The organism is Streptomyces sp. NBC_00620 (assembly GCF_026341825.1).
Taxonomy (GTDB): domain Bacteria; phylum Actinomycetota; class Actinomycetes; order Streptomycetales; family Streptomycetaceae; genus Streptomyces.
The window spans coordinates 317635-338201 of the sequence record NZ_JAPENY010000001.1 but is presented as its reverse complement, the minus strand read 5'-3'; the positions used below and the strand labels follow the sequence as shown (position 1 = coordinate 338201).

The following is a 20567-nucleotide window of genomic DNA, read 5'->3' as shown; positions in this document are numbered from 1 at the left end:
TGGGGTGGGGCAGGATGGGGCGGATGAGCGAGGAGAGCCTTCCGGCGGACGACCTGCCGGAGTACGCGGAACGGGTCCTTGAGGTCGCCGAGCTGATCCCGCCCGGGCGCGTCATGACGTACGGGGACGTCGCCGAGTGGCTGGAGGAGGGCGGGCCGCGACAGGTGGGCCGCGTGATGGCCCTCTACGGAGGAGCGGTTCCCTGGTGGCGTGTCATACGCGCGGACGGCGTGCTGCTCCCGGGCCACGAACTCGAGGCACTGGCCCACTACCGCACTGAGGGCACCCCCCTGAAGGAGGCGAGCAGAGCCTCCGAGGGGCATCTGCCGCGAGTCGACATGAGACGGGCGCGATGGGACGGCGGCGAACGCGCGGAGAGTCACACCTGACAGCTTCCGGTATCGGACGGGCGGAGGGGGAACCTGTGGCCCGTACGGGGGAAGCGAGGCACGCCCGTGACATGCCGTACGTTCGAGGACCGGGGGACGCACGAGGCCCTCGGGAAGAAGGGGAAGCCCTCCTTCCACCGCGCTCACCGGCGTAGCGTCGACGACGCGCTTCCCTCTCACCCCGCGGCCACCGCACTCAACGCGCGGCAGTCCTCCAACCAGCACGACCACCAGGACCGGCGAACCACTTGAGCTCCTCTTCCTCCACCAGGCGCCTGTCGCACCCCCAGGTGCGACAGGGGACCCGCGGTGCGTACCGACTGGTGCGTACCCCGCCGGTCCGGGTCGATCCCCCTCGTCTGGACGCAGGACAGCGCTCGGTGGTTGACCACAAGGACGGCCCACTGCTCGTTCTCGCAGGTCCGGGCACCGGAAAGACCACCACGCTCGTCGAGTCCGTGGCCGCTCGGATCGCACGGGGCGGCGATCCGGAGCGCGTCCTGGTGCTCACCTTCAGCAGGAAGGCGGCCGTCGAGCTGCGCGACCGCATGGCGTTGCGCATAGGGGCCGCCCGCGCCCCTCAGGCGACCACCTTCCACTCCTTCTGCTACGCCCTGGTCCGTGCCCACCAGGACAGTGACCTGTTCGTGGAACCCTTGCGACTGCTGTCGGGTCCCGAACAGGACGTGGCGGTGCGCGAACTGCTCGCGGGCCAGCCCGACCTGGAGCGCCTCGGTCTCGCGCATGTGCGCTGGCCGGATGAACTGCGCGCCTGTCTGACCACACGCGGCTTCGCCGACGAGGTCCGCGCGGTCCTCGCCCGCAGCCGCGAGCTGGGCCTGAGCCCCGAGGCCCTGGACGCCTTCGCCTCACGCAGCGGCCGCCCCGACTGGGGCGCAGCGGCGGCCTTCCTCGCCGAGTACCTCGACGTTCTCGACATGCAAGGAGTCCTCGACTACGCGGAACTGGTCCACCGCGCTGTGCTGCTCGCCGGCCGCCCCGGTGTCGCCGAACGCCTGGCCGCGCAGTACGACGCCGTCTACGTGGACGAGTACCAGGACACCGACCCGGCGCAGGTACGACTGCTGAGGGCCCTCGCCGGCGGTGGCCGCACTCTCGTCGCCTTCGGCGACCCCGACCAGTCGATCTACACCTTCCGGGGCGCGGATGTGAACGGCATCCTGGACTTCCCCGACGCGTTCCCGCGCGCGGGCGGGAACCCGGCGCCGGTCGAGGTCCTCCGGACGTCCCGCCGCTCGGGCGCCGCCCTGCTCGCCGCCACCCGGCTGCTCACCCAGCGCATGCCGCTGACCCGCCTTCCGGCGGAGAAGGTCCGGGCCCACCGTGAGCTTTCCCCGGTACGGGACGGGGGCCGGACCGAGGTCTACACGTACCCGACCACCGGCACGGAACTGGACAACATCGCCGACATCCTGCGCCGCGCCCACCTCGAGGACGGCGTCCCGTGGAGCGAGATGGCCGTCCTGGTACGCGCCGGCTCCCGCACGATTCCGACGATCCGCCGTGCGCTCACCGCGGCCGGGGTGCCGCTCGACATCGACGGCGACGATCTGCCGCTGCGACACGAGCCGGCGGTGGCACCGCTGCTGACCGCGCTGCGGGCGGTGGCGCGGGCGGAGTTGGGTGCGGACGCGGACTCCCGTGCCGGCACGGACGTATCCGCTGAGGACGCCGCCGCAGGGGAGGTACCCGCTCAAGAAGACGCACCCGCCGAAGGAGCGGAAAGCGCCGACGCCCAAGAGCCCGAAGAGGCCCAAGAGGCCCAAGAGGCCCAAGAGGCCCAAGACCCGGCTGAGTCGGAACCGGAGACCCCCTGGCTCGCCATCGAGACCGCGCTCACCCTGCTCGCCTCGCCTCTCGCGAGCATGGACGCCGCCGATCTGCGGCGCCTGGGACGCGCGCTGCGGGAGGAGGAGCGCGCCGCCGGCAACCACGTACCACCGCCGTCCGACGAACTGCTCGCCCGCGCGCTGGCCGAGCCGGAGCGGTTGGTCGCGCACGACCCGGCGTACGCCCGAGGCGCCCAGCGTCTCGGTGCGCTGCTGCGGAAGGCGCGGGAGCGCCTCGCGGGCGGCGGGACGGCCGAGGAGGCCCTCTGGGACCTGTGGGAGGGCACACCGTGGCCGCAGCGTCTGGAGCGGGCCGCCAGGCGCGGCGGCGCGGCCGGGCGGAACGCTGACCGCGACCTCGACGCCGTGTGCGCGTTGTTCGCGACCGCGACGCGCGCCGAGGAGCGCACCGGCGGCCGCGGCGCCCTCAACTTCCTGGAGGAGATCGAGGCCCAGGACATCGCCGCCGACACACTCACCCGCAGGGTCGTACGCCCCGACGCCGTGCGTCTGATGACCGCGCACCGCTCCAAGGGCCTGGAGTGGCGCCTCGTCGTCGTCGCGGGCGTCCAGGAGGGCCTGTGGCCCGACCTGCGCCGCCGCGGCTCCCTGCTGGAGGCCGACCGCATCGGACGCGACGGCCTCGCCGAACCCCTGACGCCCGGAGCACTCCTCTCCGAAGAACGCCGTTTGTTCTACGTGGCCGCCACGCGCGCGCGTGAACGCCTCGTCGTCACCGCTGTGAAGGCCCCCGCCGACGACGGCGACCAGCCCTCCCGCTTCCTCACCGAACTCGGCGTCGAACCCAAGGACGTCACCGGCCGCCCGCGCCGCCCGCTGTCCGTCGCCGCGCTGGTCGCCGAGCTGCGCGCCACGACCGTCGATCCGCGCGTCTCGGACACCCTCAGGGAGGCCGCGGCCCGCCGTCTGGCCAAACTCGCCGCGCTCGGTGACGAGGACGGCCGCCCTCTGGTGCCGTCCGCGCACCCCTACCGCTGGTGGGGCCTGTACGAGCCGACCGAGAGCAAGATCCCGCTGCGCAACCGCGATCAGCCTGTCGTGCTCTCCGGGAGCGCCCTCGACCAGCTCGCCAACACCTGCGCCCTGCAGTGGTTCCTGGGGCGCGAGGTGAAGGCCGACGCGCCCGCGACCGCCGCCCAGGGCTTCGGCAACGTGGTGCACGTCCTCGCCGACGAGGTCGCCTCCGGACGCACCCCGGCAGACCTGGCCGTCCTCATGGAGCGCCTCGACTCCGTGTGGAACGCGCTCGCCTTCGACGCGCCCTGGAAGTCCGCGCAGGAGAAGGAGCACGCGCGCGTGGCGCTCGAACGCTTCCTGAAGTGGCACGTGTCGGACCGCACCGGGCGTACGCCCGTGGCCAGTGAGCACGACTTCGACGTGACCCTCGAAGCGGGCGACTACGAAGTACGCATCCGCGGCTCCATGGACCGCGTCGAGGCGGATGCCGAAGGCCGCGCCTACGTGGTCGACTTCAAGACCGGCAAGCAGGCGCCGACCGCCGCCGAGGTGGCACACCATCCGCAGCTCGCCGTCTACCAGCTCGCCATCAGCGAGGGCGCCGCCGATGACGCCTTCGACGGCGTCCGGCCCGAACCGGGCGGCGCCGAACTCGTCCAGCTGCGCCAGGGTGCCGCCAAGAAGAACGGGGGCGAGACCCTCCCCAAGGTGCAGGCGCAGGAGCCACTGGAGGGCGAGTGGGTCGGCGACCTGCTCGCCACCGCCGCGGGCAAGGTCCTCGACGAGCGGTTCTCGCCGACGACCGGGCAGCACTGCACGCACTGTGCGTTCCGGGCGTCGTGCAGCGCGCGGCCCGAGGGGCGGCACGTGGTTGAGTGACGGGGGCGCGATCGAGTGACGTGGGTGCGGTCGAGGCACGCGCGTGTGGCCGGGTGACGCCTGCGCGTCGAGTGGTGCGACGTGCGTGACGCATCGCACCACCCGTGCTGACCAGCGCATCCTTGTGCCCCACGGCCGATGTGGCCCCCACTGTCAGTGCGCGCCGCTAGCCTCTCTGACGTGCCAGCCCGTATCACCGACCCCGAACAGCTCAAAGAGCTCCTCGGCATCCCGTTCACCCCGGAGCAGACGGCCTGCATCACCGCACCGCCCGCCCCGCAGGTGATCGTGGCCGGAGCCGGTTCGGGCAAGACCACGGTGATGGCGGCACGCGTGGTGTGGCTGGTCGGCACCGGGCAGGTCGCCCCCGAGCAGGTTCTCGGCCTGACGTTCACCAACAAGGCGGCCGGCGAACTCGCCGAGCGCGTCCGCAAGGCGCTCATCAAGGCAGGCGTCACCGACCCGGACGTGATCGACCCGGACAACCCGCCCGGCGAGCCCGTCATCTCCACGTACCACGCCTTCGCGGGCCGCCTGCTGACCGACCACGGCCTGCGCATCGGGCTCGAACCGACATCCCGCCTGCTCGCCGACGCCACCCGCTACCAGCTCGCCGCCCGCGTGCTGCGCGAAGCACCGGGACCGTACCCGGCGCTGACCCGCTCCTTCCCGGACCTCGTCGGCGACCTCCTCACGCTCGACTCCGAGCTCTCCGAACACCTCGTACGCCCCGAGGACCTGCGCGCCTACGACGCCGAACTGCTGCGCTCCCTGGAGAGCGCCAAACTCACCAACGCCGACCTGCGCAAGGTTCCCGAGGCAGCGGCGGCCCGGCGCGAACTCGCCGAGCTGGTGGGCCGCTACCGCGCGGCCAAACGCGAACGTGACCTCCTCGACTTCGGCGATCAGATCGCCCTGTCGGCCACCCTGGCCCGCACCCGACCCGAGGTCGGAACCATCCTGCGCGACGAGTTCCGAGTGGTCCTGCTGGACGAGTACCAGGACACATCGGTCGCCCAACGTGTCCTGCTCGCCGGTCTCTTCGGCAGCGGCACGGGCCACCCGGTGACCGCGGTCGGCGACCCCTGCCAGGCGATCTACGGCTGGCGCGGCGCCTCCGTCGCCAACCTCGACGACTTCCCCGAGCACTTCGCGCACCCCGACGGCCGTCCAGCGACCCGCCAGGCTCTCAGCGAGAACCGCCGCAGCGGTGGCCGCCTCCTGGAACTCGCCAACGGCCTCGCGGAGCCCCTGCGCGCCATGCACGCGGGCGTGGAGGCACTCCGCCCAGCCCCCGGAGCCGAGCGCGACGGCCTGGTCCGCTGCGCGCTGTTGCGCACCCACGCCGAGGAGATCAACTGGCTCGCCGACTCCATCGCCCATCTCGTACGCACCGGAAAGGCACCCGGCGAGATCGCCGTGCTGTGCCGTACGGCGACCGACTTCGCCGAGATCCAGGGCGCGCTCGTCGCCCGCGACATCCCCGTCGAGGTGGTGGGCCTCTCCGGGCTGCTGCACCTCCCCGAGGTCGCCGATCTCGTGGCCGTCTGCGAGGTCCTCCAGGACCCAGGTGCCAACGCCTCACTCGTCCGCCTGCTCACCGGCCCGCGCTGGCGCATCGGCCCGCGCGACCTGGCCCTCCTGGGGAGGCGCGCCCGCTTTCTCGTGACCCACGCGCGCGTGGGCGCCGACGACGACCCGGACCGTCGGCTCGCCGCGGCCGTCGAGGGGGTCGACCCGGCCGAGGTGATATCGCTCGCGGACGCGCTCGACACGTTCCTGGAGATGCCCATCGAGGCCCAGGGGGACGACGACGGACTGCCCTTCTCACCCGACGCGAGGGTGCGTTTCGCGCGACTCGCCGCCGAACTGCGCGACCTGCGCCGCTCGCTCGCCGACCCGCTGATGGACGTCCTGCACCGGGTGCTCGCCGTCACCGGCCTGGAGGTCGAACTCTCCGCGTCCCCGCACGCGCTGGCCGCCCGCCGACGCGAGACGCTGTCGAACTTCCTGGACGTCGCCGCCTCCTTCGCCGCGGGCGACGGCGAGGCGACCCTGCTGGCCTTCCTCGGTTTCCTGCGCACGGCCGCGCAGTACGAGAAGGGCCTCGACAACGCCCTCCCGGGCGGCGAGAACACCGTCAAGGTGCTCACCGCGCACAAGTCCAAGGGCCTGGAATGGGACGTCGTCGTGGTCCCCGGCCTCGTCACCGGCACCTTTCCCAGCACCCAGGGCCGCGAGAAATGGACTGCCCAGGGCAAGGTCCTGCCGCACGAACTGCGCGGGGACGCCGACACGCTGCCCGACATCGGCGCCTGGGACACCAGGGGCATCAAAGCCTTCCACGAGGCGATGAAGGACCACCAGCACACCGAGGAACTCCGCCTCGGCTACGTCACCTTCACCCGCCCCCGCTCCCTCCTGATCGGCTCCGGCCACTGGTGGGGCCCCTCCCAGAAGAAGCCGCGCGGGCCCTCGGACTTCCTGCACGCCCTGCACGACCACTGCGCGGCCGGACACGGCGAGATCGAGGCCTGGGCGGACGAGCCGGCCGAGGACGACGAGAACCCCGCCCTCCACGAGGCGTCCGCCGACCGCGCGTGGCCGCTCCCGCTCGACGACGCGGCACTCGCCCGCCGCCGCGCGGCCGCGGAGACCGTACTCGCCCACCTGGAGCGGGTCGCGTCCCACGAGGACGCCCATCCAGGGGCCGCCCACGACTCGTCCTCCTACGAGGACCCCGAGTGGCCGCCTCCGCCGGAGGACGAAGAACCGCCGGACCTCCCCGCGGACGACGGCGCCGACTGGGACTCCTGGACGGCGGACCGCCCGACGGTCCCGCATCAGGCACCGGCCCCCGAGGCTCGTCCTCACCCCGAGGACCCGATGCGCCTCACCCCCGAGGAATCCCGCACGCTCGCCTCCTGGGACCGCGACCTGGACGCGCTCACCGGAGAGCTCCTGCGTGCCCGCGCCGGTGTCACGGACGTACCTCTGCCGTCGTCGCTCACCGCGTCGCAGGTGCTGCGCCTGACCGCCGACCCGGACGGCTTCGCGCAGGAGCTGGCGCGCCCCATGCCGCGCCCTCCGCAGCCCGCCGCGCGCCGCGGGACCCGCTTCCACGCATGGGTGGAATCCCGCTTCGAAGAGCTTCGGCTGCCCATGCTCGATCCGGAGGAGCTGCCCGGCAGCGAGGCCGAGATCGCCGACGAGCGTGACCTTGAGGCCCTCAAGGACTCCTTCGAACGCACGCCTTACGCGCACCGCACTCCCTACCGCGTCGAGGTCCCCTTCCAGCTCGCCATTGCCGGACGCGTCGTGCGCGGTCGTATCGACGCGGTCTACAGGGAGGCCGACGGGGACGCGGGGTACCGGCAGGGCGACGAGGACGCGGGACACGGACAGGGTGACGGCAGGACGTACGAGATCGTCGACTGGAAGACCAACCGCAGCCGCACCGCGGACCCGCTCCAGCTCGCGATCTACCGCCTCGCCTGGGCCGAGCAGCAGGGCGTGCCCCTGGAGTCGGTCAAGGCAGCGTTCCTGTACGTCCGTAGCGGCGAGGTGGTCCGACCCGACGGCCTTCCGGACCGGGCAGCACTGGAGCGGCTGCTCATGGAGGGCCCACAGGAAGGGGCATCCGGTGAACCACCGGACGAACACGCCTCTGTGGGCGGATAGGCTCGTGGGCATGAGCAAGCCCGTTGACAACGCCGTCAGCACCGTCCGCGCGTACATCCAGGAGCACCGCGCCGCGTTCCTCGACGACCTCGCGGAGTGGCTGCGGATCCCCTCGGTGTCGGCCCAGCCCGACCACGCGGCGGACGTACGGCGCAGCGCCGACTGGCTTGCCGCCAAGCTTCAGGAGACCGGCTTCCCGACCACCGAGGTCTGGGCCACGGCAGGCGCGCCCGCCGTGTTCGCCGAGTGGCCCTCCGAGGACCCCGAAGCACCCACGGTCCTCGTCTACGGACACCACGATGTGCAGCCCGCCGCCCGCGAGGACGGCTGGGACACCGAGCCCTTCGAGCCGGTGATCCGCGGAAACCGCCTCCACGCGCGCGGGGCGGCGGACGACAAGGGCCAGGTGTTCTTCCACACACTCGGCGTCCGCGCCCACCTCGCCGCCACCGGGCGCACCGCTCCCGCCGTACACCTCAAGCTCCTCATCGAGGGCGAGGAGGAATCCGGTTCCCCGTACTTCCGGCACCTCGTCGAAGCGCACGCGGACCGACTCGCCGCCGATGCCGTGATCGTCTCCGACACCGGCATGTGGTCCGAGGACACCCCCACGGTGTGCACCGGCATGCGCGGCCTCGCCGAGTGCGAGATCGAGCTGTACGGCCCCGACCAGGACATCCACTCCGGGGCCTTCGGCGGAGCCGTGCCCAACCCGGCCACCGCGGTCGCCCGGCTCGTCGCGGCCCTGCACGACGAGCACGCGCGGGTGGCCGTGCCCGGCTTCTACGAAGGCATCATCGAACTCACCGAACGGGAGCGCGAACTCTTCGCCGAGCTGCCCTTCGACGAGGCCGAGTGGCTGCGCACGGCCAGGTCGACGGCCGCTCACGGAGAGGCCGGACACACCACCCTGGAGCGCGTCTGGGCCCGTCCGACCGCCGAGGTCAACGGCATCGGAGGCGGCTACCAAGGCCCCGGCAGCAAGACGATCGTCCCGTCCTCGGCCATGGTGAAGCTCTCCTTCAGGCTGGTCGCGGGCCAGGACCCGGACCACATCGAGAAGGCCGTACGCGCCTGGGCCGTCGAGCAGCTGCCCGCGGGGATCCGGCACGAGATCACGTTCGCCCCGGCCACGCGCCCGTGCCTCACGCCCCTGGACCATCCGGCCCTCCAGTCCGTCGCACGCGCCATGGGCCGCGCTTTCGAGCAGACCATCCGCTTCACCCGCTCGGGAGGCTCGGGACCCGCTGCCGACCTCCAGGAAGTCCTCGGCGCCCCCGTGCTGTTCCTGGGCATCTCCGTCCCGTCGGACGGCTGGCACGCCCCCAACGAGAAGGTCGAACTGGATCTCCTCCTGAAGGGCGTCGAAACCACCGCCTACCTGTGGGGCGATCTGGCCGAGAACTGGCGCGAGGCACATTGAAGAAGGCATCCAGAAGGCATCCACGAAGAAGGCGATCAACGCCCTGAACAGCCCCCGCCACACCCGCCCTGCTGAACCGCCCGCCGAAATAACCGTCACACCGGGGGAGTTGGAAGCACCCGTGACCACCTGGACCGACCACACCGCCGACCGTCCCATCTCGCTCACCGCCCCGAGCGGCATCGACCGGGCCGCCCATCACCGGCTCGACGAGGCCTGGCTCGCCGCGGCGTGGAGCCACCCCACCACCCGCGCCTTCGTGGTCTCCGGCGGCCAGGTCCTGATCGACGAGACGGCGGACGGCAACACCGAACTGGTGATGACCCCCTCCTTCGAGGCCCCGCTCACCGAGGCGCACCGCTACTTCCTGGGCACGGACGACGATGGTGTGAGCTATTTCGCACTCCAGAAGGACGCGCTCCCCGGCCGCATCGACCAGTCGGCTCGCCCGGCGGGCCTGCGCGAGGCGGGACTCCTGCTGTCACCCCGCGACGCGGGCCTCATGGTGCACGCGGTCGCCCTGGAGAACTGGCAGCGGCTGCACCGCTTCTGCTCACGCTGCGGCGAACGCACCGTCATCGCGGCGGCCGGCCACATCCGCCGCTGCCCCGCCTGCGGCGCCGAGCACTACCCGCGCACCGACCCGGCCGTGATCATGGCTGTCACGGACGACGAGGACCGCATCCTGCTCGGCCGCCAGGTGCACTGGCCCGAGGGCCGCTTCTCCACCCTCGCCGGCTTCGTCGAGCCCGGCGAGTCCATCGAGCAGTCGGTGCGCCGCGAGGTCTTCGAGGAGGCCGGCATCACGGTCGGCGCGGTGGAGTACGTCGCCAGCCAGCCCTGGCCGTTCCCCTCCAGCCTGATGCTGGGCTTCATGGCCCGCGCCCAGTCGTCCGAGATCAACGTCGACGGCGAAGAGATCGAAGAGGCCCGCTGGTTCTCCCGCGAAGACCTGCGGGCCGCCTTCGAGTCCGGGGAGGTGCTGCCTCCCTACGGGATCTCGATTGCGGCCCGACTGATCGAGCTCTGGTACGGCAAGCCCCTGCCGACGCGAGGGGCGGCCGCCTGACGCCGGCCGGACGGCCGACGCGGCGGGCGGCCGGATGCGCCGCCTAGGCGCCGATCTTCTGCTTGACCTGCGCCAGCGAAGGGTTCGTCAGCGTCGAACCGTCCGGGAAGAGAACGGTGGGAACCGTCTGGTTTCCGCCGTTCGCCTTCTCCACGAACGCCGCCGACTGCGGGTCCTGCTCGATGTTGATCTCGTTGTACGTGATGCCCTCGCGGTCCATCTGGCTCTTCAGCCGACGGCAGTAGCCGCACCACGTGGTGCTGTACATCGTCACAGTGCCCGGCATGTCGATTGCGCTCCTTTACGGCGTCGGGGTGCGTGGTCGCGTCAGTGGAACGTACGTGACCGGGCCGCCATTCCCGCGGGGGGTACCCCTGCGGGGACGCCACGCCTGCCGCATTAGTACGACTGCGGGTGCCTCCCTGTGGACAACCGACTCATCCGTCCCCGGCGACCTGGCAGCATGGCGGGGTGACAGCAGCAACGCACTCCACCCTCTTCCCGCAGGTTCCGGACACGGCCGACGCGGTGCTCGACGGGCTCGACCCCGAGCAGCGCGAGGTCGCAACCGCCCTGCACGGACCGGTGTGCGTGCTGGCGGGCGCCGGCACGGGCAAAACACGGGCGATCACCCACCGCATCGCCTATGGCGTGCGCGCCGGGATACTGCAGCCCTCCACCGTGCTGGCCGTCACGTTCACCAACCGTGCCGCGGGCGAGATGCGCGGCCGCCTCCGCCAGCTCGGCGCCGGCGGTGTCCAGGCCCGCACCTTCCACTCGGCCGCACTGCGCCAACTCCAGTACTTCTGGCCGAAAGCGGTCGGCGGCAGCCTGCCCCGGCTCGTCGACCGCAAGATCCAGCTCGTCGCCGACGCGGCGGCCGCCTGCCGGATCCGCCTCGACCGCGGCGAACTGCGGGATGTCACCGCCGAGATCGAGTGGTCCAAGGTCACTCAGACCATCCCCGCCGACTATGCGGCCGCCGCCGCGAAGGCCGGTCGTGATGCCCCCCGCAACCCAGCCGAAATCGCCCAGCTCTACGGAGCCTACGAAGACCTCAAGCGTGACCGCGCGGTCATCGACTTCGAGGACGTCCTGCTGCTGACGGTCGCCATCCTTCAGGACCGCCACGACATCGCGGAGCAGGTCCGTTCGCAGTACCAGCACTTCGTGGTCGACGAGTACCAGGACGTCAGCCCGCTGCAACAGCGTCTGCTGGACCTGTGGCTCGGTGAGCGCGACAGCCTGTGTGTCGTCGGCGACGCCAGCCAGACGATCTATTCGTTCACCGGTGCAACTCCCGACCACCTTCTCGACTTCCGCACCCGCCATCCCGGGGCCACCGTCGTCAAGCTCGTACGCGACTACCGCTCCTCGCCCCAGGTCGTCCACCTTGCCAACGGCCTGCTCGCCCAGGCTCGCGGCCGGGCCGCCGAGCACCGCCTGGAGCTGATCTCCCAGCGGTCCCCGGGCCCCGAACCCGTCTACGCCGAGTACACGGACGAGCCCGCCGAGGCCGAGGGTGCCGCCCGCCGCATCCGCGACCTCATCGCCTCCGGTGTCCCTGCGGGCGAGATCGCGATCCTCTTCCGTACGAACTCCCAGTCCGAGCTGTACGAACAAGCCCTCGCCGACGCTGGGGTGCCTTACCAGCTGCGTGGCGCCGAGCGGTTCTTCGACCGCCCCGAAGTGCGCAAGGCGGGCGCCGCACTGCGCGCCGCGGCGCGGTTCGGGGGCAACGACTCGCTCCTCGACGACGTCATCGACCTGCCCTCGCAGGTCCGCGCCGTCCTGTCGGGCGAAGGATGGACCAACCAGCCGCCCGCCGGCTCCGGCGCGGTCAGAGAGCGCTGGGAATCGTTGGCCGCCCTTGTCCACCTGGCCCACGACTTCGCCGCGGCCAAGCAGGGCGCCACCCTCGGCGACCTGGTGGCCGAGCTCGACGAGCGCGCGAGCGCGCAGCACGCGCCGACCGTCCAGGGCGTCACCCTCGCCTCCCTGCACTCCGCCAAGGGACTGGAGTGGGACGTCGTCTTCCTGGTCGCTGTCGCCGAGGGCATGATGCCGATCACCTACGCAAAGACCGACGAGCAGATCGAGGAGGAACGCCGCCTCCTCTACGTCGGCGTCACGCGCGCGAGGGAGCATCTCGGTGTCTCCTGGGCACTGTCCCGCTCACCCGGTGGCAGACCGAACCGCCGGCCCAGCCGCTTCTTGGACGGGCTGCGCCCCGGGTCCGTCATGACCGCGGGCCGGAGCAGCAGCGGCGGTGGCCCGGGAGGCATCGAGCGCGGCATCGGAAGCAGCGGTGGCACCGTCGTACGGCGGTCGGTCCGGACTCCTGCCCGCTGCAGGGTCTGCGGCCGCACTCTGACCGACGCGGGCGAGATGAAACTGATGCGCTGCGAGGACTGTCCCTCCGACATGGACGAGGGTCTCTACGAGCGGTTGCGGGAGTGGCGGGCGGTGCAGGCACAGCGCAGTGGGCAGCCCGCGTTCTGCGTCTTCACCGACAAGACCTTGATGGCGATCGCCGAGACCGTGCCCGACGACGAGGGCGAGCTGGCCAGGATCCCTGGCGTCGGAGTCCGCAAGCTGAACCGCTTCGGCACCGATGTTCTGGCCATCTGCGCAGGTCAAGATGTTGGAGGAGACGACGAAGGTGACTGATACAAACTCGTCGAAAAAATAGTTTGCGCATGCCCCAGCAATCCCCATAGGTTCTTAACACGGAACGGCGGCCTTCTCCGAGGCCCAGGTTCCGTGCTGTACTTAATAACCGTCGGACTGGTTCACCCCGGTCCCCCTAGACGCCGAGAGGAGGCGATTCCAGTGATCAGCATCACCACGAGCTTCATCAGCACCGCCAAATTGACCGATCGCTCGGTCGTCTCCACGTGCCTGCTCGGCGTCTCGAACCTGGGCACCGGTCTGTCCGGCATTCCTGCTGTCCGGCCGGCGTCCTCCGTGTCTCTCGCGGGTCTTCCCATCCGTGAGCGCAATGAGCGACCGACCCAGGCACTGGAAGCAGCAGCAGTAGTGGCAGAGGCGCGTGCCTATGCCTTTGCCGCAGCCGGTGCCGGATCCGTGAAGCAGACGAAGCAGCACCACACGATGTGGGCCTTCCGTGGGCCTGAACCCTGGAGTGATCCAGCCTGATTCTCGATCAGGCCGGCGCCTTCAGGGCCGCGGAACCCCACCCGGGATCCGCGGCCCTTCTGTTTGTCCCCGACCGGGGACGGCAGAGCGAAGGGGCCTCGGGACAAGAAAAGAACCCGGTACCAGCCGCCAACCGGCCAACCGGCCGGCACGACCAGACGAGGAAGACCAACCGTGCAACTCGAAGCGCACGCCCCGTCCGTACCGCCTTCCGAAACGATCTCCCCGCCCGGCCTCACGGAGGACTCCACCTTGATCCCGCTCACTGCGCTCACCGCGCTCGACGACGCCATCGAGAACCTCGGCGTACCCGTCCCCTGCCGTTCCTACGACCCGGAGGTCTTCTTCGCCGAGTCGCCGGCCGACGTCGAGTACGCCAAGTCCCTCTGCCGTACCTGCCCGCTGGTCGAGGCCTGCCTCGCCGGTGCCAAGGAGCGGCGTGAGCCCTGGGGCGTCTGGGGTGGCGAGCTGTTCGTCCAGGGTGTCGTCGTGGCCCGCAAGCGGCCGCGTGGCCGCCCGCGCAAGAACCCGGTCGCGGCATGAACATCCGAGGAACGATCGACCGCCCCCTGACGAACGACCCCAAGAAACAGGCCCCGATGAAGCCGTCCACCAGCGAGCCCACTGGCTCCGCGATCCCAGACTTCACCTCCACCGACGCGAACGACTCGCGTCAGAACAGGACCCGAGAGATGCAACTCATTCCAGAAGCCCTGGCTCGTGCGCATATGCACGAGCGACTGCACGAGGCCGAACGGGAACGCCGGGCCGTGCGCCTGGCGACCGCCCGCCGGATGCAGCGTCGTGCCGAGCGCGCTTCGATGCGAGCCCGGCGTGCGCTGGCCATGGCGGTCATGCAGTAGCCGAGGCAGTCGCAAGCAGTAGTCGCAAGCAGTAACTCCTCGCGGGGGTCGGTCCGTCCGGACCGGCCCCCGCGGTGCGTTGTGTCCGGCGAACCGCCGATCACGGCGATATCGTCGCCGGGTGACGAGTCTTCCCGGGGACAGTGACAGCACCGGCTCAGCGCAGCGGCCCGACGCGGCAGAGGCCCAGCACATCGTGTGCGCCCGATGCGGCACCTCGGCGGACGGCCCCCAGCCGACTTGGACCTGTTCCATGGAGAACGGCACCCGCCACTACTTCTGTGACAGCTGCGCTCGCACACATCTGAGGGCGATCGAGGGGCGGCTGGACTCCGCGTGGTGGTGAACCGCCTCTCGTCAGGCCTCGGCGGCCGTCCCCGTCCCGTCCGCCAGCTCATCCCCCGGTAGGAATCCGGGCAGCCACTCCTCCAGCTCGTCGCGCAGCCGGACCGTCGCGCCCAGTTGGCACAGGACACCGATGGTGCTCAGGGTCACGCGGTGTATCAGGAGATACGACGGGGGCAGGTTGAGCCGCTTGCCCAACTGGTAGGCGGGGGAGCGGGGGTCGCCGACCCGGGCGGCCTGGCTGCGCATCCAGCCTCGGGTGAAGGTGAACTCGTCCACCTGGGCCGGTTCGATGATGGGCAGGAGGTAGTCCAGGACCGCGTCGGGTTCGAGCTCTATGGACTCCTTGACGAAGCCCTCCTCGCAGAGCAGTTCGTAGACCGCCTCGGCCTCGCCGTCGAGGGTCATGCGGAGGGACTCGCCGATCGTCGACGGCAGGCCGCCCGGGAGGCGGTCCACCGTGCCGAAGTCCAGGACGCCGAGACGCCAGCCGTTCTTCTCGTCCGGCAGGAGACGGAAGTTGCCCGGGTGCGGATCGGCGTGCAGCAGTCCGGTGCGGGCCGGGCCCGAGAAGAGGAAACGGGCCAGCAGTTGGCCGGCACGGTCGCGCTGCTCCTGGGTGCCTTCGGAGATCACCTCCGACATGGGTATGCCGTCGATCCATTCGGTGACCAGAATCTGGTCGCACTGGTGGACCACCGCCGGTACGAGGACATCCGGGTCGCCCGCGAATTCCTCCGCATGAACGGTCTGGGCCTGCGCCTCGAGTCCGTAGTCGAGCTCCTCGGACACCCGGTCGCGCAGTTCCGCGATGAGCGGCTTGATGTCCATCCCCGGGATCAGCGGGCCGAGAAGCCTGGCGAACCGGCTGAGCTGGGTCAGATCGGAGAGCAGCGCCTCGCCCGCTCCGGGGTACTGCACCTTCACCGCGACCTCTCGGCCGTCGTGCCACACCGCGTGGTGCACCTGGCCGATCGAGGCCGCCGCGGACGGCTTGTCCTCGAACTCGAGGAACAGCTCGGACCACTCCGCGCCGAGCCGCTCCTCCAGCACGGAGTGCACGGTGCGGGTCGGCATGGGAGGCGCCGCCTCCTGGAGCTTCGTCAGCGCCGCGCGATACGGTCCCGCGACCTCTTCGGGCAGCGCCGACTCGAAGACGGACATTGCCTGCCCGAACTTCATCGCCCCGCCCTTGAGCTCACCGAGCACCTTGAACAGCTGCTCCGCCGTGCGCTGCTGCAGCTCGCGGCCCACGATCTCCGCCGACTTCCCGCCGATCCGTTTGCCGAGCCCCCACGTGGCGCGCCCGGCGAAGCCGAGTGGCAGCGCGGCGAGTTTGGCCGTACGGGTGACTGCCTTCCGGGGAAGATCAGACATGCGCCCTCCAAGTACCGGACAGCCGAGCCGCGTACGGCTGTTGCCCCGCCATTGTCTCGTGCGACTCCCCGTCCTCCGAGGCGCGCTCCCCCTTCTTACCTTTCTCCGCTGCGCCGCAGGGGCATGCGGGATGCGACCAGACCGGTCTCGAGTGCCAGTCGAAGCCCGGCACGGACGCCTCCCAGCGTGCTCCGGCGCTTGACGGCAACCCTCCGTCGAGGAAGGCCAGCGCGTGACCCGCGGCCATTCCGGCGACGCCGGCCGCCAGCGCGAGGTCGCACGCCGGGACCTGGCGCTGCTGACCGGAGCGCCACTGCGCGAGCAGGCGTGGCCAGGTCGGATCCCGGTCGACGCGCCCCTGGTCCAGACAGCCCGCGCAGCCCGTGTCGCCCGGCAGGACCAGAGGGCCCACGACACCCGTCCCCTCCACGACACCCGCGTACAGATGCGGTGTCCCCGAGGTGATCAGCGGCTCGGTCGCCGCCGGGTCGGGCGCGTGGACGGCGAGGCCGTCCCGCGGGGTGAGGATCACCAGTGACAGTCCGAGTTCCTCCCCGTCCGGGGTCGTCCGCGGGGGACGGTCCGGTGCCGCTCGGCGCACGGCGCGCCGGGCGGCTTCCTCCCGGCGCTCGCCGATGGACTCGGCGGGCAGGCCGCCCGGTGCGACGTCCCATGGCTCGACGCAGCCGCTGTCGCGGACATCGACCTCGCCGACGCCCGCGCCGGCGAGCAGCGAGGCCAGGGTTACTCCGACCCGGCCGGCGCCTCGCACCTGTACGCGCAGTGAGCGGCGGGCGGCCAGGCGTTTCATACCTTCGCCCGGTTCGGGAGCGACGAGGGAGAGGGACGCGAGGTCGGGGCGCAGCCGGTCGAGGACAGCCTTCTTCTTACGCAAGGCATCCGCAGCCGGGCCGCCTCCCGTCGTGTCGTCCAGCAGACCGGACCGGGCCAGCCGCTCCAGCAGTCCGTCGACATGGCCGTCGGGGAACCCCATCCTGCGCCCCTCGTCGCGCAGGAGCGGCAGCCCGCGTGTCCCGTTGAGGAGATCGAGGAAGCTGCCCGTCGCCGTGTCCACCGGGCCAAGGACTATGGCGTGCGCGGGTGCCATTCCGAACTGGACGGTGTTGAGATCTCGCCAGCCACGCCGAAGCGCGGGCTTCACGATCGGATGCATGACCTACCCCCGTAGTCCGTGGAACGTCCCCGTGTGTCGGCGGGTGTGGGTCCCGCTTCGCCGACCGAATGCCAGCATGCCCTTCGCGGCCCGGGGGTGCCGAAAGTTATCCACAGGCGGCGGTATACGTCGTACAAATCAAGCGCACAGGGTGCGGATCGGCATCGAACCGTCCCGGGGACGGGACTTCCCCCATGTGCAGCGGGTAACGTCGGGGCGTGCCCGCCGACCCACTGCACCGCGCCGGAAACCCACAGCGCAGTACGACGAGCCCGCCGCCGAGCGGCTCGGGGGCGAGCGCGATCGAGGTCCGCAGGAGCGCGCGACGGCGCAGAACGGTCTCCGCGTACCGCGAGGGCGATCGCACCGTTGTGCTCATCCCCGCCCGGATGTCCGAGGCGGAGGAACAACGCTGGGTGACCGTCATGCTCGACAAACTGGCCGCCCAGGAGAAGAAACGGGTGCCCGGCGACGCCGAGCTGACCGAGCGCGCCGCACGTCTGTCGGGTCAGTACTTCGACGGCCGGGCCCGGCCCACCTCGGTCCGCTGGGTCACCAACCAGAACACGCGCTGGGGCTCGTGCACCCCGTCCGAGGGCAGCATCCGGCTGTCGCACCGGCTGCAGGGCATGCCCGAGTACGTCGTCGACTACGTCCTCGTCCATGAACTCGCGCACCTGCTCGTGCCAGGTCACGGGCCCCGCTTCTGGCGGCTCCTGGAGGCGTATCCGCGTACGGAGCGTGCGCGCGGCTACCTCGAAGGGGTGGTGGCCGCCGACCGGCTGCCCCATCCGCCCGTCGAACGCGACGAGTAGGTGCGGTCCGCCCGCACCGCAGGCGGTCCGCCTGTACGGAAGGGGCGGTTGTGTACCGGGTCTGTACCGGCTTCCTCCACTGTCGGCGTTTGCCGTTAGCCTGACGCGACGTACTTGCATTCGGGATGGGGGACGGTCGTTACGCATGGCCAGGGAATTCCAACGCGGCCACAAGGCCAAGATCAGTGACCTCACCGCGGGCACCGATCTGTACGTAGGTGTGCAGATCGCCGGCCCCGGACTGACCTTCGACATCAGTTGCTTCGGCCTGGACGCCGACGAACGGCTCTCGGACGACCAGTACTTCGTCTTCTTCAACCAGCCGAAGTCCCCTGAGGAGTCCATTCAGCTCCTCGGTGCCCAGGCGGGTGACACGGAGTCCTTCCGTGTCACGCTCGACCGGATCCCGGCGCAGATCCAGAAACTGTCGTTCACGGCGACACTCGACGGTGCCGGGCAGATGTCCCAGATCGCTCCCGGATATCTCCGCATCGTCGCGGGCGGCGAAGAGGTGGCCCGGTACTCGTTCAGCGGCGGGGAGTTCTCCACGGAGCGTGCCGTGATGCTGGGCGACTTCTACTTGAAGGACGTCTGGCGGTTCGCCGCCGTGGGACAGGGCTTCGACGGCGGGCTCGACGCGCTGCTGAAGAACTTCGGCGGCGAGGTGGCCGAGGAGGAGCCCGCCGCGCAGCAGCCGCAGGCCGCCGCCGCGCCGTCCTTCGCACCGCCGGCCCAGGCCACCGCGCCCCCTGCGTTCGGCGCGCCGTCCGCACCCGCGCCCGCCCCGGCACCCGCGCCGGGGCCCGCCGCGCAGGGCTTCGCGCCGCCGGCGCGAACCACACCGCCTCCCGCCCCGGCGCCCGCGCCCTCGGTGCACGCCGCGCCGACCATCGTCGCGCCCCTGCACACTCCGCCTGGCGGAAGCGTGCCGCCCCCGGGCCCCGCACCGTACGCCCAGCCTCCGGGGCAGCCCGGTCCGCCGCCGGGCTACGGTCAGCAGCCTCCCGGCCAGACGGCTCCCCTGCCGCCCGGTTACGGCCAGCAGGCCCCGCCGGCGCCTCCGGGTTACGGCCAGCAGGCCCCCACCGCACCCCCCGGCTACGGTCAGCAGCCGCCGTACGGCCAGGTCCCGGGCCAGATTCCGGGCCAGCCGGGCGCACCCTCCCCGTACGGCGTTCCCCAGGGAGCCCCGCAGGGTGCTGCCGGTGTGTCGGCCGCGTTGCAGGCCTTCAAGGAGACGCCCACCGGTCAGCGCTGGACCCAGCAGAACAAGAAGATGGTCCGCGTCGACCTCGGCGCGGGTGGTGATCAGGCCGTCCTGGCGCGTCAGGGCAGCATGGTGCTCTACCAGGGCAAGGTCGACTTCAGTTACAAGGGCGCGGGCTTCGCCGGGCGGATCGTGGGCAACGCGACCGGCCAGGAGATGCAGCTGATGCGCTGTTCGGGTCGCGGCCAGGTGTTCCTCGCCGAGAACGGCGCCCATGTGCACCCCATCGAACTCCAGGGCGACGGGATCTGTGTGTCCGCCGAGAGCGTCCTCGCCTTCGACGAGACGCTTCAGTACGAGGTCCGCAGGATCGAGGGGCACGGCATCCCCGGGGGCGCGCTCTTCACGATGCAGTTCCAGGGGACCGGCACGATCGTCGTGAAGACGCATGGCGCGCCCGTCGTGCTGCCCGTCACGCCCACGACGTTCGCCGACTGCAACGCGGTCGTCGCCTGGTCCGCGGCCTCCCAGGTGATCGTCTCCAGCCAGGTGCGGATGCGCCGGAACGCCTACCCCGGCGACACCGGCGAGAGCGTGAACCTCCAGTTCCGCGGCGCGCCCGGCAATTTCATCGTCGTCCAGCCGTACGAGGTCTGAGGGAGCCCGTCATGAACCAGCCACTCTCGGGCTTCGCCCCGGCACCTGTCACTGCCCGCATGGAGAACCACGGCAACCACATGCTGAAGGTCGCCATGCAGACCGGAAACGACCTCCTCGCGCGCGTGGGGTCGATGGTCGCCTACGAAGGGTTCGTCCAGTACGAGCCCAACCCGCCCGCCGTACGCCAGATCGCCCGCGACTGGGCCACCGGTGAGGGCGCGCCCTTGATGAAGGCCTCCGGCGACGGCCTGCTCTACCTCGCCGACTACGGGGCGAACGTCGTCGTCATCAACCTCAACGGGGACGCGATCTCCGTCAACGCGACCAACCTGCTCGCCTTCGACGCCCATCTGACGTGGGGCGTCGAGCGGGTCAAGGGGCTCGCCAAGTTCGCCGGACAGGGCCTGTGGAACACCAAGATCTCCGGGCAGGGCTGGGTCGCGCTGACCTCCCGTGGCAAGCCGATCGTCGTGGACTGCGGCGGCGGTGAGGACGAGACGTACGTCGACCCGGACGCGCTCGTCGCCTGGTCCCCGAACCTCAAGGTGAAGGGCAAGCGCAGCTTCAAGGCGCAGTCGCTGATCGGACGCGGCAGCGGCGAGGCGTTCCAGATGGCGTTCTCGGGGACGGGCATCGTCGTCGTCCAGCCCAGCGAGGACAGCACCGACCGTCTCCGAGTCCGGGGCTGAGGGGGAGCA

At 71.1% G+C, this 20567-nt stretch carries 16 protein-coding genes; 13 read left to right on the top strand and 3 right to left on the bottom strand.

Annotation, left to right across the window (positions count from 1 at the left end; all coding sequences use genetic code 11):
- Positions 1-23 precede the first annotated feature (23 nt).
- The 5 genes from OG246_RS01490 (at position 24) to nudC (ending at position 10269) form a co-directional block, all read left to right on the top strand.
- The gene (locus tag OG246_RS01490) at positions 24-389 is read left to right on the top strand and encodes an MGMT family protein (RefSeq protein ID WP_323178272.1); all 366 of its coding nucleotides are present in this window, start codon (positions 24-26) and stop codon (positions 387-389) included.
- Between the two features lie 248 nt (positions 390-637).
- Positions 638-4096: an ATP-dependent DNA helicase gene (locus OG246_RS01485; protein ID WP_266454631.1), complete on the top strand. Its 3459-nt coding sequence runs from the start codon at positions 638-640 to the stop codon at positions 4094-4096.
- Positions 4097-4276: 180 nt separating this feature from the next.
- Positions 4277-7777 (top strand): ATP-dependent DNA helicase, encoded by a 3501-nt coding sequence (locus OG246_RS01480; protein WP_266454628.1) that lies wholly within the window; start codon positions 4277-4279, stop codon positions 7775-7777.
- A gap of 10 nt (positions 7778-7787) precedes the next feature.
- Positions 7788-9200, top strand: a complete 1413-nt coding sequence (locus OG246_RS01475; protein WP_266454625.1) for a dipeptidase — start codon at positions 7788-7790, stop codon at positions 9198-9200.
- 121 nt (positions 9201-9321) lie between these two features.
- Complete coding sequence (gene nudC / locus OG246_RS01470; RefSeq protein WP_266454622.1) at positions 9322-10269, top strand: NAD(+) diphosphatase; 948 nt, start codon at positions 9322-9324, stop codon at positions 10267-10269.
- 43 nt (positions 10270-10312) lie between these two features.
- Here the strand turns inward: nudC and OG246_RS01465 are convergent, their stop codons facing one another.
- Positions 10313-10555 (bottom strand): mycoredoxin, encoded by a 243-nt coding sequence (locus tag OG246_RS01465; protein ID WP_266454614.1) that lies wholly within the window; start codon positions 10553-10555, stop codon positions 10313-10315.
- Between the two features lie 185 nt (positions 10556-10740).
- Here OG246_RS01465 and OG246_RS01460 point away from each other — a divergent pair, with 185 nt between their 5' ends.
- From OG246_RS01460 to OG246_RS01440, 5 genes are all read left to right on the top strand, one after another.
- The gene (locus tag OG246_RS01460; RefSeq protein WP_266454611.1) at positions 10741-12939 is read left to right on the top strand and encodes an ATP-dependent DNA helicase UvrD2; all 2199 of its coding nucleotides are present in this window, start codon (positions 10741-10743) and stop codon (positions 12937-12939) included.
- Between the two features lie 162 nt (positions 12940-13101).
- The gene (locus OG246_RS01455; protein WP_266454608.1) at positions 13102-13428 is read left to right on the top strand and encodes a hypothetical protein; all 327 of its coding nucleotides are present in this window, start codon (positions 13102-13104) and stop codon (positions 13426-13428) included.
- A 174-nt stretch (positions 13429-13602) separates the two neighbouring features.
- On the top strand, positions 13603-13971 hold the full coding sequence (locus tag OG246_RS01450) for a WhiB family transcriptional regulator (RefSeq protein WP_266454605.1): 369 nt from the start codon (positions 13603-13605) through the stop codon (positions 13969-13971).
- Positions 13968-14291, top strand: a complete 324-nt coding sequence (locus OG246_RS01445) for a hypothetical protein (protein WP_266454602.1) — start codon at positions 13968-13970, stop codon at positions 14289-14291. Before OG246_RS01450 ends, OG246_RS01445 begins: the two co-directional genes overlap by 4 nt.
- A 121-nt stretch (positions 14292-14412) precedes the next feature.
- Complete coding sequence (locus OG246_RS01440; protein WP_266454599.1) at positions 14413-14637, top strand: hypothetical protein; 225 nt, start codon at positions 14413-14415, stop codon at positions 14635-14637.
- An 11-nt stretch (positions 14638-14648) separates the two neighbouring features.
- On the opposite strand, the gene OG246_RS01435 is transcribed toward OG246_RS01440, so the two are convergent.
- Complete coding sequence (locus tag OG246_RS01435; protein ID WP_266454597.1) at positions 14649-16013, bottom strand: AarF/ABC1/UbiB kinase family protein; 1365 nt, start codon at positions 16011-16013, stop codon at positions 14649-14651.
- Positions 16006-17187, bottom strand: coding sequence for a TOMM precursor leader peptide-binding protein (locus tag OG246_RS01430; protein WP_266454594.1), 1182 nt, complete (start codon positions 17185-17187; stop codon positions 16006-16008). The genes OG246_RS01435 and OG246_RS01430 overlap by 8 nt, the downstream gene beginning before the upstream one ends.
- 218 nt (positions 17188-17405) lie before the next feature.
- Here OG246_RS01430 and OG246_RS01425 point away from each other — a divergent pair, with 218 nt between their 5' ends.
- The 3 genes from OG246_RS01425 to OG246_RS01415 all read left to right on the top strand — a co-directional run bounded on the left by OG246_RS01425 (position 17406) and on the right by OG246_RS01415 (position 20558).
- Positions 17406-18002: a M48 family metallopeptidase gene (locus OG246_RS01425; protein WP_266454591.1), complete on the top strand. Its 597-nt coding sequence runs from the start codon at positions 17406-17408 to the stop codon at positions 18000-18002.
- Positions 18003-18147: 145 nt separating this feature from the next.
- The gene (locus OG246_RS01420) at positions 18148-19866 is read left to right on the top strand and encodes a TerD family protein (RefSeq protein WP_266454588.1); all 1719 of its coding nucleotides are present in this window, start codon (positions 18148-18150) and stop codon (positions 19864-19866) included.
- Positions 19867-19877: 11 nt separating this feature from the next.
- Entirely contained in the window at positions 19878-20558 is a 681-nt protein-coding gene (locus OG246_RS01415; RefSeq protein WP_266454585.1) for an AIM24 family protein, read from the top strand.
- Positions 20559-20567 lie beyond the last annotated feature (9 nt).

Bases quoted from the DNA above. Each gene is read 5' to 3' on its own strand.
- OG246_RS01415 (WP_266454585.1), top strand. From the start codon at position 19,878: ATGAACCAGCCACTCTCGGGCTTCGCCCCGGCACCTGTCACTGCCCGC.
- OG246_RS01490 (WP_323178272.1), top strand. From the start codon at position 24: ATGAGCGAGGAGAGCCTTCCGGCGGACGACCTGCCGGAGTACGCGGAA.
- OG246_RS01475 (WP_266454625.1), top strand. From the start codon at position 7,788: ATGAGCAAGCCCGTTGACAACGCCGTCAGCACCGTCCGCGCGTACATC.
- OG246_RS01430 (WP_266454594.1), bottom strand. From the start codon at position 17,187: ATGCATCCGATCGTGAAGCCCGCGCTTCGGCGTGGCTGGCGAGATCTC.
- OG246_RS01435 (WP_266454597.1), bottom strand. From the start codon at position 16,013: ATGTCTGATCTTCCCCGGAAGGCAGTCACCCGTACGGCCAAACTCGCC.
- OG246_RS01420 (WP_266454588.1), top strand. From the start codon at position 18,148: ATGGCCAGGGAATTCCAACGCGGCCACAAGGCCAAGATCAGTGACCTC.
- OG246_RS01465 (WP_266454614.1), bottom strand. From the start codon at position 10,555: ATGCCGGGCACTGTGACGATGTACAGCACCACGTGGTGCGGCTACTGC.
- OG246_RS01445 (WP_266454602.1), top strand. From the start codon at position 13,968: ATGAACATCCGAGGAACGATCGACCGCCCCCTGACGAACGACCCCAAG.